This is a genomic window from Ruegeria sp. CF8, from assembly GCF_056537285.1.
Genome location: NZ_JBQFRG010000002.1, coordinates 110,487 through 126,736 on the forward strand (window position 1 = coordinate 110,487; position 16,250 = coordinate 126,736).

A 16,250-nucleotide genomic window follows, 5' to 3' on the forward strand; every position below is an offset into this window, starting at 1 on the left:
GTTGGTCGCTTCGCTCGACGTAAGCGTCGGTTTTTTGAATGACCTGCTCCCACCTCGTTTATAGGGTCCTCCAATCGAAACACGCAAAAACTCTTGCGGCATTAAGTTCAGGTTCGGCGGCTTTTTAGTCTGCCCCCCGGAACCGGAAGCATCGCAAGTAAAAAAAAAGCGGGAGGAATCCAACGGTACGCCATGCCGGGAGACGTGGCGAAATTACCGTAGCTCAAACCAAAGCGGGCGGAGCCCGTTCATGGTATGGTTGGTGCAACAAAGTGTTTCGCTGTGTGCCCCGCCACCTCTCAGTTCAGTTTCGCACACCAACAAAACGGCATATGCAAGGAGGAGCAAGCAACATGTCGATACCTGAACCCTTTACGGACGTTGAAATAGAAACGGCGAATGCCGGTTTCTATGAGAATTACAGCGTCCCGATTGCATTGCTGAGCAAGGCGATCATGGTCGGCCTGGTTTTGTGGGCCTTGGTTTTCCCTGCTAATGCAAACAGCACTCTGGGCAGTTTAAATGGAAAGCTGCTTGAAATTTTCAACAGCTTCTATGTTGTCATTGTAGGCCTGTTTTTCTTTTTCCTCGCCATTGTCGCAATCATTCCGGCAACGGGACGCCGGATTATGGGAACGCCAGGTGAAAAACCCGAGTTTTCGAACTTTTCTTGGTTCTCCATGATGTTTGGCGCAGGTCTGGGCGTAGGACTGATGGTATTTGCCACGGCTGAACCCCTCGGGCTATGGGGGTCGAACCCCGTGGTGGTATCTGGCGCGGTTGAAGGCAACTCGCCCGAAGCTCTGCAATCGGCCTACCGCTTCACCTATTTGCACTATGGCTTCCATGCCTGGGCAATCTACGTCGTGACCGGATTGTCGCTGGCCTATTACGCTTACACTCGTGATATGCCACTGACTATTCGCTCGGCCCTGACCCCGCTGTTCGGTCGTTTCGTCAACGGCTTTTTCGGCCATGTGGTCGATGTTCTGGGCGTTGTTGCAACGATCCTTGGTGTTTCCGTCACCATTGGATACGGCGTCAGCCAATTCATTGACGGTCTGTACGCCATCACTGGTATGGATTGGATCATGGACCTGAGCGGTGAGGTGCCGACCCCCAGCAAAGTAGGTCTGATCACAGGGCTGGTCGTGATTATGACCTTGTCGATCCTGTCTGCTGTGTCAGGCGTTGGTCGAGGCGTGAAATACCTGTCAAACCTGAACCTTGTTCTCTCGGTCATCCTGCTGGGTACGTTCATCGTTTTTGGCTCGTTCGTTTTCGCCATGACCACCTACGGGACAGCGATGGTCGATTACATCCTGCACTTCCTTTCGCTTAGCTTTAACGCGTATGGTCCGCTATCGGTGGAAGCCTTTGCAGCGGCTTTGCCTGCTGAAGCGCAAGCTCACGCAAACGACCTCATGGGTGGTGCGACCAACGCTTGGGGCAGCTTTGACGGCTTCAAAAGTGGCTTGGAAGGCGCTGCAGCACAGTTGGACGAAGCGACTCTCGCGGCGGCATATGCTGCAGGTGAACAAGGGCGTCAGTTCGGTTGGCAGGCTGGTTGGACCACGTTCTACTGGGCCTGGTGGATCGCGTTCTCGCCCTTTGTGGGTCTGTTCCTTGCGCGCATCTCCAAAGGTCGGTCCGTGCGTGAATTCATTCTGGGCTGTGTGTTTGCGCCTGCGCTTGTCTGCTTTGCCTGGATGACTGTTCTGGGCGGCACAGCAATTGATCTTGAGCTGGCTGGCGCAGCCGAAGGTGCGATCATCGGTGCATCGAACACAAACAAACTGTTCGTGACGCTGTCCTACATGATCGATGGGGGGCTCTTGTCCATGTTGAACGTGATGTGCGTAATCCTGATCCTGACTTTTCTGGTAACTTCAGCTGACTCAGGCATTTTGGTTATGAACACCATCATGTCCGGCGGCAGCCAGGAAACCGGCGTCAAGCATCGGATTATCTGGGGCGTGATCCTGACTGCAGTGATCGGTGCACTGATCCTGGCAGCCGGTGCGAACAACCCGCTGGACGCATTGCGCAACGCCATGATCATCGGCGCGCTGCCGTTTACCATGGTGATGGGTCTTATGTGCCTTGCATTGGGTAAAGCCCTGTTCCGCGACAGCCAGCGTGACAAACACGGATCAGTGAGTACGCAGGCAGCTGAATAGTCAGGCCAGTTATCTTGAGATCTGTCAGGCCGTCCAAATGGGCGGCCTGACTACTTGTAAGCACTAAGGCGAACATTTTCAGCCGGGCATGAAAAAAGCCCCGGACTGAACCGAGGCTTTTTGGGTTTTTGGTACAAAAACTTACATGCAGGCTTCGACCGCGCGTTTGGTCATCACGGACACAAGATGCGCGCGATACGTTTTACTACCGTGCAAGTCTGAGATCATGTTGGCCGGATTAACCCGAAGATCCATCAATGCGTCAGGACGGAATTCCTTGTTCAATGCGTCTTCGGCCTCAGACCAACGGAATACGCCATCCTCACTTGCGCCAGTGACAGCCACCCGCACACCGTCCGCAAAACGGGCTAGGTAAACGCCGACCAGTGCAAACCGAGACGCGGGTTGCAGGAACTTTTGATAGCTTGCAGCCTGCGGGACAGGGAACCGGATCGAAGTGATGATTTCACCTTCTTCAAGCGCGGTGCTGAACATACCTTCAAAGAACGCGTCAGCCGCGATCTGGCGCGTGTTGGTCACAATGGTTGCCGCAGATCCAAGAACCCCGGCCGGATAGCAGGCCGCCGGATCGTTATTGGCCACCGAGCCACCGATGGTACCGCGATTGCGCACCGCAGGATCACCGATCTGCCCGGCCAACGCTGCAAGCGCAGGATAGGTCCCCGCGGCCTCGCGCGCCACAGTAGCGTGTGTCGTTGCCCCACCGATCGAGACAGAGCCGTCATCTTCAACGCAGACGCCCTGCATCTCGGCAATCCCACTCATCGACACCAGTTTGGACGGCGCGGCAAGCCGCTGCTTCAGCGTCGGTATCAGGGTCTGCCCTCCTCCCAACGCCTGCGCGTCCTCAGCCCCCAACGCAGCCACGGCGTCGGCAATGGTCGCGGGTTTTTCAAACTCGAAATTGTACATTTCGTTTTCCTTTCCGAAAGGCGCTCTTTGGCCTTCATCTTTTTGGAAATACTCCGGGGAGCGCGAGGGGCTGGCCCCTCGCACCCCAACACCTCAGCTGTTCATCGCCGACCAGACGCGAGACGGGCTCATCGGCATGTCGATGTGATCCACCGCCTTGCCGCCCGAGTTCAATGCATCCAGCACCGCATTGACCACAGCAGGTGGCGAGCCAATTGCACCAGCTTCACCACAACCCTTCACCCCAAGCGGATTGTGCGTACAGGGCGTCTGGCTGGAATGGTCAACACCATAAAACGGCACATCATCCGCACGCGGCATGGCGTAGTCCATGTAAGACGCGCTCAACAATTGGCCATTCTCGTCATAGGCGCAATTCTCAAGCAGCGCCTGACCGATACCCTGGCCGATCCCGCCATGTACTTGGCCGTCAACAATCATCGGATTGATGATGTTACCGAAGTCGTCGGCTGCCGTGAACTTTTCGATGCTGACCTGACCAGTGTCCGGATCCACTTCGACCTCACAGGCATAGGCACCAGCCGGGAAGGTGAAGTTGGCCGGGTCATAGAACGCGGTCTCTTCCAATCCTGGTTCTACTTCCAGCGGGAAGTTATGCGGGACGTATGCTGTCAGGGTTACATCACCCCACGCCACCGATTTGTCGGTGCCCGCCACACTGAATTGACCGTCTTTCAACTCGATATCGGCTTCGGACGCCTCCAACAGGTGCGCGGCGATCTTTTTGGCTTTTTCAATCACCTTCTCAGTTGCCTTGACCATGGCCGAGCCGCAGACAGCCAACGAACGAGAACCGTATGTGCCCATGCCAAACGGAATCTTTGATGTATCGCCGTGTACGATTTCGACCATCGATTCATCAATGCCGATCATGTCGGCCACAACCTGCGGGAAGGCGGTCTCATGTCCTTGTCCGTGGCTGTGTGCGCCGACCATGACACTGATTGAACCGGTGGCGTTCACGCGAACAGTGGCTGCATCATAAAGACCCGCGCGGGCCCCGAGCATCCCAACAATGTTGGATGGCGCGATGCCACAGGCTTCGATGTAGCAGTTGATGCCCAAGCCCCGCAGTTTACCGTTGGCTTCACTTTGCGAGCGACGCGCGGCAAAGCCTGCCAGATCAGCAACGGCCTCAAGCTTGTCCATCGTCCCGTTATAGTCCCCGGTGTCATAGGTCAGCGCCACCGGTGTGTCATAGGGGAACTGAGTGACAAAGTTCTGACGACGCAGCGCTATAGGGTCGACGCCCAACTCGCGCGCCGCCTTATCCACTACGCGTTCCAACTGGAACGTCGCTTCGGGGCGACCTGCACCGCGATAGGCATCCACCGGCACCGTGTTGGTGAACATCGCCTTCACATTCACCTGAATGACCGGCGTTTTGTAGTTGCCCGCCATCAGTGTCCCATGCAGCCAGGTTGGAACCGAGCTTGAGAAGGTCGACAGATACGCACCCAAATTGGCAAAGGTGTTGGTACGCAGACCGATGAAATTATTGTCGGCATCCAGCGCCAGTTCGATTGTACTGACATGGTCACGGCCATGGGCATCTGACATAAACGCCTCGGACCGGCTGGAGGTCCATTTGACCGGACGACCACAGGCTTTGGCAGCAAAGGTGCAGAACGCTTCTTCCGCATAATGGAAGATCTTCGTGCCAAAACCACCGCCTACATCAGGGGCTACAACGCGCACCTTATGCTCGGGCAGGCCCAGAACAAAAGCACACATCAACAGGCGGATCACATGTGGGTTTTGCGACGTGGTATAGAGAGTATACTCGTCCGTTCCACGCTTGTATTCACCAACGGCGACGCGCGGTTCCATCGGGTTCGCGACCAGACGGTTGTTGACCAGATCCAGCGTCGTCACATGCGCGGCATTAGCAAAGACTTCATCGACCTTGGCGTCGTCAGTTTCACCCAACTGCCAATCGTAACAGATGTTGTTTTTTAGATCGTCATGAACCAGCGTCGCGCCATCCTGCGCAGCGGCCTTCATGTCGATCACAGCGGGAAGTTCTTCGATGTCCAGATCGATAGCTTCGGCAGCGTCACGCGCCTGCTCAAGGCTGTCGGCCACAACAGCGGCAATCGGATCGCCCACATGGCGCACTTTGCCTTGTGCCAAAATGGGATGCGGAGGCTCTTGCATGGGTGCGCCGTGCTTGTCGGTCACTTCCCAGCCGCAGGGCATCCCGCCCACGCCTTCGAAATCCTTGCCGGTGAATACCTTGACCACACCGGGCATGGCTTCGGCGGCAGAGATGTCTATTGATTTGATCCGACCATGCGCAATGTCGGACCGCAGGAAATGTACATAGGCCTGGCCATGTACGTTGATATCGTCGGTATAGTTACCTGCTCCGGTCAGAAAGCGCACGTCCTCACGCCGCTTGGAACTGGCTCCGATGCCACTGTCTTTGGGCATTGCTTGTTCTCCTCCCATAAATCTCGAACGGCGGAGGTGTCAGTCACTCCCGCCACTTCTGACCGTGCGCTTCCTAGCCAAGAAAAAGGCTGAGAGAGCAAAGGCCAAAACGATCAATTTTCCCAAAACCACCAAAGCTTGCAGCTGATGTGGAGCTGGATTGATCCAATCCACAAACATGGTCCATCCCTGAAGAAACAGCATGCAAACCACTGCAAAAACGAAGAGAGGAAAAATGATCTTCATTCGTTTCATTCTATTCGGCGGCGATGCTGGAAACGTCCTGACCGGATGCGGCCATGATCGCTTTGACAATGTTGTGGTAGCCAGTACAGCGGCACAGGTTGCCTTCCAGATACTTCCGGATTTCAGCCTCGGTCGGGCGCGGGTTGTCCTTCAACAGCGCGGCTGCGCTCATCACCATCCCCGGAGTGCAGAACCCGCACTGAAGTCCATGATGGTCCTGAAACGCCTGCTGGATCACATTCAACGATCCATCCGCATTGGCCTGACCTTCTATCGTGGCCACGTCGGCCCCGTCGGCTTCGGCGGCCAGCATGTTGCAAGACTTTACGGCCTCGCCGTTCACATGCACCACGCAGGCACCGCATTGCGCTGTGTCGCAACCTACGTGGGTGCCCGTCAAAGACAGATGCTCGCGCAGAAACCCGGACAGCAAAGTCCGCCCTTCGACGTCTCCGCTTACGGCTTTGCCGTTCACGGTCATTGAAATCTTCATGAATTTCTCCTCCCTGAATTCTTTTGGTTCAATCGCCCAATACGCGTTTGAACCAGCCTTTCTTTTCTTCCTTTTCCTCACCGTCATCCGAAGTTTCCGCCTCGGGCTCTGGTTGAGGTTCGACCGCGTTCTGAAAATTCTCAAAAAACTGATCAGCCAGTTTTCTGGCAACGCCGTCGATGACCCGTCCTCCCAACTGGGCCAGCTTGCCGCCAACACGCGCGTCGACATTGTATGTCAGCAAAGTACCTTCGGGGGCGTCTGCCAGACTGACATCTGCAGACCCTTTGGCGAACCCTGCCGCTCCGCCCTTACCTTCACCCGAGAGCTTCACGCTTTCAAGCGCCACGAGATCGGAAAGGGTAACGGCCCCTTTGAAGGTCGCTTTGACAGGTCCCACTTTCTGCACGACTGTCGCTTCGAAACCTTCTTCAACCGAGCCTGTCATTTCCTGACACCCCGGCACACATTCCTTCAGAACGTCTGCCGACAAGAGCGCATCCCAGACCTTGGCTCGTGGCGCGGCTATGACGCGACTGTCACTGAGTTCCATTAAACGTCTCCGAACATTTTTTGTTACGCTACGCGGTGTTGACTGCCATGCCTATAAGACCTTGGGCGTAGTCACGACCGTGCGCGGGGGCAATGTTAACCACTCTGACGCCCCATTGCGCCGCAGGCAACGCATTTGTCATCTACGACCTTCGCCCAGTAGGGGTGGTTTTCATTGAGTGTTAGGATTGTTTAGGCTGGAGCCAACCCGATTACAAAAGGCGATACCAAATGCTTGCCGATTCCGCCCGCCGGGCAGATTTCAAGAACGTACTGATTGTTGATGACCATCCCCTGTTCTGCGACGCGCTTTCGATGACGTTGCAAACTGTCGCGCAGATCGGCGACATCTACACAGCAGACAGACTGGAAGGGGCTATGGACCTACTGGCGCAGGGGTTGAAGCCGGACGCCGTCATGCTGGACCTTAACTTGCCGGACGTGGATGGGCTGGACGGGCTGGTCCGCCTGAAAGCGACCGCGAGTGTTCCGGTTATCGTCGTGTCTTCGCTGACGGACAGTCGCGTCGTCAGCCAGGTGATACAGGCCGGGGCGTCCGGCTATGTGCCCAAGCACAGTCAACGCGACGTATTCCGAACCGCGATCGAGACGGTGCAATCCGGCAATATCTTTGTACCTGAAGGCTGCGTGCTGATTGAAACGGAAGACGACGATGAACACAGCGATGCGGTCAATCGTTTGGCAACGCTGACAAATCAGCAATCGCGTATTCTACAGCTGATCTGTGAAGGCAAGCTAAACAAGCAAATCGCGTATGATCTTTCAATAGCCGAGACGACAGTAAAGGCGCATGTGACTGCAATCATGCGAAAATTGGGTGTGCAGAGCCGCACGCAGGCGGTTTTGATTGCCAAGAAAGCGTCTTTTGCCAGTGTCTTGCAAGAGCAGGGCTAAGCGTCATAGTCTCGCCCCATCGTCGCGCTTTGAGGGAGGAGGCACGATGGACCAAGCTTTCGGGTGGGCAGAAGCCCCGGCCCGTGCGCCAGGCATTGTCAGAACGGCTTTCGTCCAATACGACAGCGCTCAGGCAGTTAAGACGCTTGAACGTAACCTGGGTGACGGGCCTTTTGCGCTCGTCATTCTATTCGTGAGCTCAAAGGCGGATGCGTCTGCCGTCATATCGGAGGCTGAGGAGGTTTTTGCTCCAACACCCGTCGTGGGTTGCACCACGGCCGGAGAGCTGGCCGACGATGGCTATAGCGAAGGCAAGATCGTCGCACTTGCCATGCCAAAGAGTCATTTTGAAACCCGCACCGTCCTAGTTCCCGACCTGGACGATTTCGATGCTGAGAACATTATCAACAAGATGATCAACAACCGTCATTCCATGATGGAGTCCTCGCCCGACTGGCCCCATGAGTTCACATTCCTGATGATTGACGGATTGTCGACCAAAGAGGATGCACTGACCTCTGAGCTTGCAGTTGGCTTGGGGCCTGTGCCTCTGTTTGGTGGTTCAGCTGGCGATGGCACGGCTTTTGGGCAAACTTACGTGCTGCACGAAGGCCGCGCGCGCAGCAATGCTGCTATTCTGACCCAGGTTCGCACACGCTGTCCGATCAGGGTGTTCAAAACCGATCACCTTGTTCCAGCCCAGCGGCGAATGGTGGTAACCAAAGCAGATCCGGCCAAGCGGATCGTGCAGGAGATCAACGCAGAACCAGCCGCGCGCGAATATGCGCGCATACTGGGCAAAGACCCAGAGCAACTGACAACCTTTACATTCGCCGCCCATCCTGTGGTCGTTCAAATCGGTGGGCAGCACCATGTACGCGCGATTCAGCAGGTGGCGGGTAATGGGGATTTGGTGTTTTTCTCGGCCATTGATGAAGGTCTTGTTCTGACGCTGGCAGAGCCGCGGGACATGGTTGAACATCTGGAGGAGGAAATCGGGGCTCTGTCCGAAAGGCAACAACCCGACACGATCCTGGGCTGTGACTGTATACTGCGCCGATTGGAAGCGCAGGAAAAACAGAAAACGCGGGACATCTCGGACATTCTGGCGCGCAACCATGTGTTTGGGTTCTCGACCTATGGCGAACAATACAATTCGATCCACGTAAACCAGACCCTTACAGGTGTCGCGATCTACCCGCCCGAGAATGAGTAGCCCATGATCGAGCATCTCACAGATCCCACCGACTCCATAGAGCGTCAGAACGAGAAGCTACGCAAAATCGTCGAGGCCTTGATGCGGCGCGTCGAAGAGTCAACCGATGCGTCTGGGGCCGCTTATGCGCAGTTCCAACGTGCGGCCGTTCTGGAACAAGAGGTCCGCGCCCGAACAGACGATCTTGAACGCGCGCTCGAGCTGTTGAACGACTCCAATGCGAGGTTGGCGCATGCCAATAAGGAAACCGAGGCCGCGCGGGCCGACCTCGCCAATGCAATCGAAACGGTGCAGGAAGGGTTTGCCCTGTTCAATCGGGATGAGCGACTGGTGCTTTGCAACAGCCGTTTCGGGTCGCATATGCCTGACATTCAAAAGCAGCTGAACCCGGGGCTCGGCTTTGCTGACTATGTCCAGTTGTTGAGCCAGTCCAAATTCTTGTCGTTGCCGGAAGGGATAACCCCAGATGATTGGGGGCAAGCCCGTCTGGACCGACATAGCGAAGATCACGTGGTCTTTAACGTCCGACTGGTTGGCAATCGCTGGGTGCAGGTGTCCGAACACCGCACCCCGGATGGTGGCACTGTGATCCTGCAAACCGATGTGACCGATATTATGCGCATCGAACGGCAAGAGAGGGACCGGATTCTGGATGACAAGGCCCGGCTGATCCGGGCAACCTTGGAACACATCGAACAGGGCGTTTGTATTTTTGACAACAAACACCGCCTGATCGGGTGGAACAATCGCGCCAGCGAGTTGCTGGCCATTCCAATCACCCAGTTTCAGATGGGAACACGTTTTGACACGTTGTCTCAACGCCTTAGCGCAAACATTTCGTTTCAAAAGGGAATAAATGAACAGGATTTGCTGAATTGGGTTCGCCGAAGAACCTCACGTCGGCCGCTGCAGTTTCAGGTGCATCGGGGTCGTTCCAAAATCCTGTCTGTTTTTGCTCAGGAAATGCCGGACCGAGGGTTTGTGATCTCGTTCACCGACGTGACGGCGGAACGAAAATCAGCCGAGGCGCTTTATGAGGCAAAGGAACTGCTGGAACAGCGCGTTGCTTCGCGCACGATGGAGCTGGCGGATGCACTAAACGAAGCCGAACGAGCAAACGCATCAAAGTCGCGATTTGTGGCCGCCGCCAGCCACGATTTGCTGCAACCTCTGTCGGCTGCAAAACTTTACGTCGCTTCACTGGGCAGTGGATTGAACCAAGTGGATGCTCAGACGGTTGCCGCAAAAGCGGAGAGCGCCTTGAACAGCGTGGAACACATTCTCGAGGCTTTGCTGGACATCTCGAAACTGGACTCGGGACGGGCCCGTGTACATTTGTCGCCGGTTTCACTAGGGCAGATGTTTTCTCAAATCGAAGATGCATTTCGCCCGATTGCGCAGGCCAAAGGGTTGGATTTGCGTTTTGTGGACACAAGCGCCGTTGTGACCAGTGATGCCAGCTATTTGCGGCGCATCCTGCAAAACCTGTTGTCGAATGCGATCCGTTATACTGAAACGGGAAAGGTTTTGGTCGGTGTCAGGCGGCGCAAGAAAACTGTGTCTCTTGAAGTTTGGGATACCGGTATTGGGATCGCGCCTGATCACAGAGACACCGTTTTTCAGGAGTTCCAGCGTTTACACTCAGATGCTAGCGCAGCGGAAGGTATGGGTTTGGGTCTTGCGATCGTCGAACGGGCCTGCGGTCTGTTGCACCACCCGATCAACTTGCGGTCAGAGGTTGGGAAAGGCACCGGTTTTTCGGTTGAAATCCCTCTGACAAAGACAAAACCGGCAGGGGCCCGCGTTCCATCTGCACGTCAAACACCAAATCCCAGTTTGCCGTGCAACACAGTCACCTTGCTGATTGAAAACGACGAGAACTTGCGCAGTGCCTTGCGCATGACCATCGAGGCCTGGGGCGTTGAGGTTCTGGAAGCCGAAAGTGGTGAGGGTGCAGTCCAACTCTTGCACGAAATAGGCATTCTGCCTGATGTGATTTTAGCAGACTATCAGTTGAACAACGATGAAACCGGAATCGATGCAGTAAACGCTCTGGCCCGTGCGTTTGGCCCATTACCCGGGTGCATCATTTCGGCCAACAGGTCCCCGGATCTTGTCGATTACTGCGCACGGGCTGATCTTCCATTGCTGTACAAACCCATTGATGCGCAATTGCTGAAGGCAACTTTGGAAGCTTCGGTTGTGCAGCGCGAGTAACCGTCCGATTTATTGTGATCTCGACAGGACTCGGGTCTTTCACTTGCTGAAACGGGTGGTTAAGAAACTCTTCCACCGTCCTTTCAGGAGGCCCCCTTGGACCGTATCGCCCACACAATTGCTATCGAGATCAACGCCCGTTCCGAACAGGTCGGGGCCGCAATTAAACTGCTGGACGATGGCGCAACCGTGCCATTTGTCGCCCGTTACCGGAAAGAAGTCACCGGCGGGTTGGACGATACGCAATTGCGCTTACTTTCTGATCGACTAACCTATCTGCGCGAACTTGAGGCGCGGCGCGAAACAATCCTGAACTCGATCCGGGATCAGGGGAAGCTGACCGAGGATCTGAGCAAATCCATCGCGCGGGCCGAGACCAAAGCGCAATTGGAAGACATCTACCTGCCGTACAAACCCAAGCGGCGCACCAAGGCGATGATTGCGCGTGAAAACGGGCTGGAGCCTTTGGCGGATGCTATTCTGGCCGACCGCAATGCAGAGCCCGAGATGCTTGCCGAGGCATATCTTTCCGAGGCCGTACCGACCCAGCGCGACGCGTTGAACGGAGCTCGGGATATTCTGACCGAGCGATTGACGGAAAACGCTGTCCTGTTGGGGGAACTGCGGGCCTTCATGCAGCGCGAAGCCATTCTGAGTGCCAAGGTTATCGACGGCAAGGAAAAGGAAGGCGCAAAATTCAGCGATTACTTCGACCATTCCGAGCTTTGGGCCGATGTACCGTCGCATCGAGCGCTTGCCATGTTGCGCGCCTCAAAAGAGGGGATTGTCACGTTGGACATCGCTCCTGAACCGGAATTCGGCGCAGCGCGTGCCGAAACAATTGTTGCCGCTCATCTGCAAACGCGTGGCAAGGGGCCGGGGGATGCATGGCTGCGCAAGGTCGCCGGTTGGACATGGCGGGTCAAGCTTTCGCTGTCCATGATGGTCGAACTGATGGGGGATCTGCGCAGTCGTGCGCAGGACGAGGCCATTCAAGTCTTTTCGCGCAATCTCAAAGATTTGCTCTTTGCAGCACCGGCCGGGGCCAAGGCGACGTTGGGCCTTGATCCGGGTATCCGTACAGGTGTGAAGGCAGCTGTTGTTGACGCAACCGGGAAAGTGGTGGCCACCGACACGCTCTATCCGTTTCAGCCAAAGAACGATCTGCGTGGGGCACAGGCGGCCATTCTCAATCTGATCTCGGCCCACCAGATCGAACTGATCGCCATCGGGAACGGGACCGCCAGTCGCGAAACCGAGCGACTGGTTGCAGATACGCTTGCCTTGCTGCCGAAGACGGTGAAAGCGCCGACAAAAGTGGTGGTGTCCGAGGCCGGTGCCTCGGTTTACTCCGCATCGGAACTTGCTGCGCGCGAGTTTCCGGATCTGGATGTTTCGCTGCGCGGGGCCGTTTCCATCGCACGGCGGTTGCAGGACCCATTGGCGGAGCTGGTCAAAATCGAGCCCAAATCCATCGGCGTTGGGCAATATCAGCACGACGTAGATCAACACCGGCTTTCCCAGTCACTGGATTCCGCGATTGAAGATGTGGTGAACGCCGTTGGGGTCGATCTGAATACCGCCTCAGCCCCGTTGCTGTCGCGTGTTTCTGGTCTTGGCGCCGCTCAGGCGGAAGCCATCGTCACCCATCGCGATCTGAACGGGCCGTTTCAGTCGCGCAAAGATCTGTTGTCCGTCGCCCGGCTGGGCCCGCGTGCGTTCGAACAATGCGCTGGCTTCCTGCGTATCCGGGATGGTGAAGAGCCGCTGGATGCGTCTTCGGTTCATCCCGAAGCATATGACGTCGCCCGACGTGTTGTGGCGGCTTGTGGGCACGATATTCGACGCATCATGGGCCACGATGGCGCTTTGAAGGGGCTGCGGGCGGAACAGTTCGTGACAGAAGATTTCGGTCTGCCGACAGTTCGGGATATCTTTGCCGAGCTGGAAAAACCCGGGCGCGATCCCCGCCCAAGTTTCGTCACCGCTTCCTTTGCCGATGGCGTCGAAGAGATCACGGACCTGAAGCCCGGAATGGTATTGGAAGGCACCGTGACAAACGTGGCCGCGTTTGGCGCATTTGTGGATGTGGGTGTACATCAGGACGGGCTGGTTCATGTCAGCCAGTTGGCGGACCGCTTTGTCAAAGACCCACATGAGGTCGTTAAAACCGGGCAGGTTGTAAAGGTCCGGGTTGTCGAGGTGGATGTGCCCAGAAAACGGATCGGTTTGACGATGCGAAAACAGGGCGGAGGTGGAAAGAGGCGCACCTGATCAGCAATGTGCTCAGTTTCCGGGCGCAGCGACACGAAGCCGTTGCATACCGGACATAATGTATCGACCAACACGGGCGGCCATATTGCTTTGTTTTCATTGAGTGCTGAACTGAGTATCAGCAAGAGAGTTCACTGCGCCGCCCCAAGTGCCGAAACAGAAACGAAAGTTCATGCAGTATCACAACAAACCCTATGACAAGCTTCAGGTCGGCGATACTGCCGAGCTGGTTCGCACCTGCTCGGTCGACGATTTTTATGTGTTCGCCAATAATTCCGGCAACCATAATCCGCTGCATCTGGCGACTGAAGATGGTGACGGCGACCATATCAACGAAGCGGTCGCGCCTGCCATGTTCGTGGGTGCTTTGATCTCGGCTGTCTTGGGAAATGTTCTGCCGGGGGCAGGGACGCTCTACAAATCGCAGAGCTTTGAGTTTGTGGAGCGGGCGCACGCAGGCGACGAGCTGCTGTCCATGGTCACCGTCATAGAAAAGCGACCAAACCGCGAGGTTGTCTTTGATACGGTCGTGTCACGCCCGTCTGATGGTGCCGTGATCGTCAGTGGGCAGGCAATTGTGGTCGCGCCCGACAAAGAGCTGGTGTTTGCCGAACTGGAATTGCCCGGGCTTGTGGTCAAAAGGCATCGGCATTTTGACGCAATGCTGGAAAAGGTCCGCCCACTTCCACCCATGCCTACGGCCATCGTAGCACCGGAAGAGCCCAACTCCTTGGGGGGCGCTCTACTGGCCGCGCATGAGACGATTATCACTCCTATTTTCGTCGGCGATCCTGAAAAAATTGCTGCTGCTGCTAGCGAACTTGAGGTCTCTTTAGACGACTTTGAAATTGTACCTCAAGGCGATCATTTCAGCGCTGCCAACACTGCAGTCGATCTTGTGGCTTCAGGCCGAGCAAAAGCCTTGATGAAAGGGCACTTGCATACGGACGAATTGCTGAGGGCTGCGCTCAGGCGCGAAAATGGTTTGCGAACGGGTCGCCGTTTCACCCATGTCTTTGTCATGGACGTGCCCGGACAGCCCAGACCGTTATTGGTGACGGATGCTGCGATCAACATCGAACCGGATCTGGAAACCAAGATTGATATTGTCCAAAACGCTATCGATCTGGCCCGGTCGTTGGGGATTGAGAATCCCAGGGCGGGTATTCTTTCGGCCATCGAAACCGTCAATCCGTCGATCCGTTCTTCGGTGGATGCGGCCTTGCTGTCAAAAATGGCAGAACGCGGTCAGATCACGGGCGGGCTGGTTGATGGCCCTCTTGCTATGGACAACGCGGTAAGTCTTGCCGCCGCGCGGTCCAAGGGGATCGTATCGGACGTGGCAGGCAAAACCGATATTCTGGTTGTACCCAATCTGGATGCAGGGAACATGATGGCCAAGCAACTGACCTATATCGCAAATGCCGAAGGGGCAGGGGTGGTGATGGGGGCCAAAGCGCCCATCATTCTGACCAGCCGGGCTGATGACGACAAAGCGCGGCTGGCCTCTTGCGCCGTTGCGGCCTTGCATGACGCATTTACCAATTCGCCTTCGGGAGCACATGCATGACACATGTCGTGACTCTAAACGCTGGATCATCTTCAATGAAGTTTGGCCTGTTTAAGCTGACCGAAGTCGATCCGATCATGGTTTGCACAGGAGCGGTTGAGCAGATCGGAGAGCAAGAACCGCTGGTTAAGGCGAAATCTTCCGATGGAAGTGTCCTCGCCAGCGGTACTGCAGGGGAAATCCGGGATCACGCCGCAGCACTGGACTGGGTATTAAACCTGCTGTCTCGCGCTTTCCCAAATAGCGAAGTGACTGCGGTAGGGCATCGTGTCGTCCACGGTGGCCCTGACATCGACGCGCCGTTGCCGTTGACCAACGCCTCGATTGAAGCGCTGGACAAACTGTCTCCGTTCGCGCCTTTGCATCAACCCCACAATCTGGCCGGGGCCAAGGCCGCGATGGAGCGGTTTCCAAACGCCGTTCAGATCGCCTGTTTCGACACGGCATTTCACCGTAATCACCCCTGGGAAAACGACGTTTTTGCTTTGCCGCGCGAGTATTACGACAAGGGTGTCCGGCGCTATGGTTTCCATGGCCTCAGCTATGAATACATCTCGGATCACATGGCTAAAACAGCGCCGCTATTGCACGAGGGGCGAGTTGTCGTTGCTCATCTGGGGAATGGCGCGTCGATGTGTGCAATGATCGGGGGGCGATCTGTCGGCTCAACCATGGGTTTTTCGGCCCTCGACGGGCTTCCGATGGGGTCGCGATGCGGTCAGCTTGATCCAGGCGTAGTCCTATACCTGATGGATCAGGAAGGGCTAAGCGCCGACGAAATCTCGGACCTTTTGTTCCGCAAGTCGGGTCTACTGGGCCTTTCTGGTTTATCTAATGATATGCGCACATTGGAAAAGGCAGACACCCCCGAAAGCCGTCAGGCCATCAGTTATTTCACCTTCCGTATTCGGCGGGAACTTGGGGCGATGGCAGCTATCCTGGGCGGTATCGATTCCCTGGTGTTCACCGGCGGGATCGGAGAAAACTCGCGTCTGGTACGTGAACGGGTGTGTTCCGGAATGGGATGGCTCGGTATCGAACTGAACCCGGACGCAAATGCAGATAACGACCGGATCATCTCGACCAATTTATCGCGCGTGGTTGTTATGGCGATCCCGACGAATGAAGAGTTGATGATTGCCCGCGCCGCAGCGGACCTGTTGGCCGGTCGCCCACACCTGAAAACCGCGTAGCGGCGGT

At 56.1% G+C, this 16,250-nt stretch carries 12 protein-coding genes; 7 read left to right on the forward strand and 5 right to left on the reverse strand.

Translation table 11 applies throughout. From position 1 onward, the window contains the following. Positions 1 to 353 precede the first annotated feature (353 nt). Positions 354 to 2,180, forward strand: a complete 1,827-nt coding sequence (locus ACR0EV_RS05205; RefSeq protein WP_480799103.1) for a BCCT family transporter — start codon at positions 354 to 356, stop codon at positions 2,178 to 2,180. A gap of 141 nt (positions 2,181 to 2,321) precedes the next feature. Here the strand turns inward: ACR0EV_RS05205 and ACR0EV_RS05210 are convergent, their stop codons facing one another. The 5 genes from ACR0EV_RS05210 to ACR0EV_RS05230 all read right to left on the reverse strand — a co-directional run bounded on the left by ACR0EV_RS05210 (position 2,322) and on the right by ACR0EV_RS05230 (position 6,859). Next, positions 2,322 to 3,113, reverse strand: a complete 792-nt coding sequence (locus tag ACR0EV_RS05210) for an FAD binding domain-containing protein (protein WP_480799104.1) — start codon at positions 3,111 to 3,113, stop codon at positions 2,322 to 2,324. A gap of 93 nt (positions 3,114 to 3,206) precedes the next feature. Continuing rightward, positions 3,207 to 5,567 (reverse strand): xanthine dehydrogenase family protein molybdopterin-binding subunit, encoded by a 2,361-nt coding sequence (locus ACR0EV_RS05215; RefSeq protein WP_480799105.1) that lies wholly within the window; start codon positions 5,565 to 5,567, stop codon positions 3,207 to 3,209. A gap of 39 nt (positions 5,568 to 5,606) precedes the next feature. Continuing rightward, entirely contained in the window at positions 5,607 to 5,813 is a 207-nt protein-coding gene (locus ACR0EV_RS05220; RefSeq protein ID WP_480799106.1) for a hypothetical protein, read from the reverse strand. Positions 5,814 to 5,823: 10 nt separating this feature from the next. Next, the gene (locus tag ACR0EV_RS05225; RefSeq protein WP_480799107.1) at positions 5,824 to 6,306 is read right to left on the reverse strand and encodes a (2Fe-2S)-binding protein; all 483 of its coding nucleotides are present in this window, start codon (positions 6,304 to 6,306) and stop codon (positions 5,824 to 5,826) included. Between the two features lie 28 nt (positions 6,307 to 6,334). Then, positions 6,335 to 6,859, reverse strand: coding sequence for an SRPBCC family protein (locus tag ACR0EV_RS05230; protein ID WP_480799108.1), 525 nt, complete (start codon positions 6,857 to 6,859; stop codon positions 6,335 to 6,337). A gap of 230 nt (positions 6,860 to 7,089) precedes the next feature. Here ACR0EV_RS05230 and ACR0EV_RS05235 point away from each other — a divergent pair, with 230 nt between their 5' ends. The 6 genes from ACR0EV_RS05235 to ACR0EV_RS05260 all read left to right on the forward strand — a co-directional run bounded on the left by ACR0EV_RS05235 (position 7,090) and on the right by ACR0EV_RS05260 (position 16,243). Beyond that, positions 7,090 to 7,773, forward strand: a complete 684-nt coding sequence (locus ACR0EV_RS05235; RefSeq protein WP_480799109.1) for a response regulator — start codon at positions 7,090 to 7,092, stop codon at positions 7,771 to 7,773. A gap of 46 nt (positions 7,774 to 7,819) precedes the next feature. After that, the gene (locus ACR0EV_RS05240; protein ID WP_480799110.1) at positions 7,820 to 8,989 is read left to right on the forward strand and encodes an FIST N-terminal domain-containing protein; all 1,170 of its coding nucleotides are present in this window, start codon (positions 7,820 to 7,822) and stop codon (positions 8,987 to 8,989) included. A gap of 3 nt (positions 8,990 to 8,992) precedes the next feature. Then, positions 8,993 to 11,206, forward strand: a complete 2,214-nt coding sequence (locus tag ACR0EV_RS05245) for a PAS-domain containing protein (RefSeq protein WP_480799111.1) — start codon at positions 8,993 to 8,995, stop codon at positions 11,204 to 11,206. A gap of 96 nt (positions 11,207 to 11,302) precedes the next feature. Next, positions 11,303 to 13,480: a Tex family protein gene (locus tag ACR0EV_RS05250; protein WP_480799112.1), complete on the forward strand. Its 2,178-nt coding sequence runs from the start codon at positions 11,303 to 11,305 to the stop codon at positions 13,478 to 13,480. Positions 13,481 to 13,652: 172 nt separating this feature from the next. After that, positions 13,653 to 15,050 (forward strand): bifunctional enoyl-CoA hydratase/phosphate acetyltransferase, encoded by a 1,398-nt coding sequence (locus ACR0EV_RS05255; protein ID WP_480799113.1) that lies wholly within the window; start codon positions 13,653 to 13,655, stop codon positions 15,048 to 15,050. After that, positions 15,047 to 16,243 (forward strand): acetate/propionate family kinase, encoded by a 1,197-nt coding sequence (locus ACR0EV_RS05260; protein WP_480799114.1) that lies wholly within the window; start codon positions 15,047 to 15,049, stop codon positions 16,241 to 16,243. The genes ACR0EV_RS05255 and ACR0EV_RS05260 overlap by 4 nt, the downstream gene beginning before the upstream one ends. Positions 16,244 to 16,250: the final 7 nt, after the last annotated feature.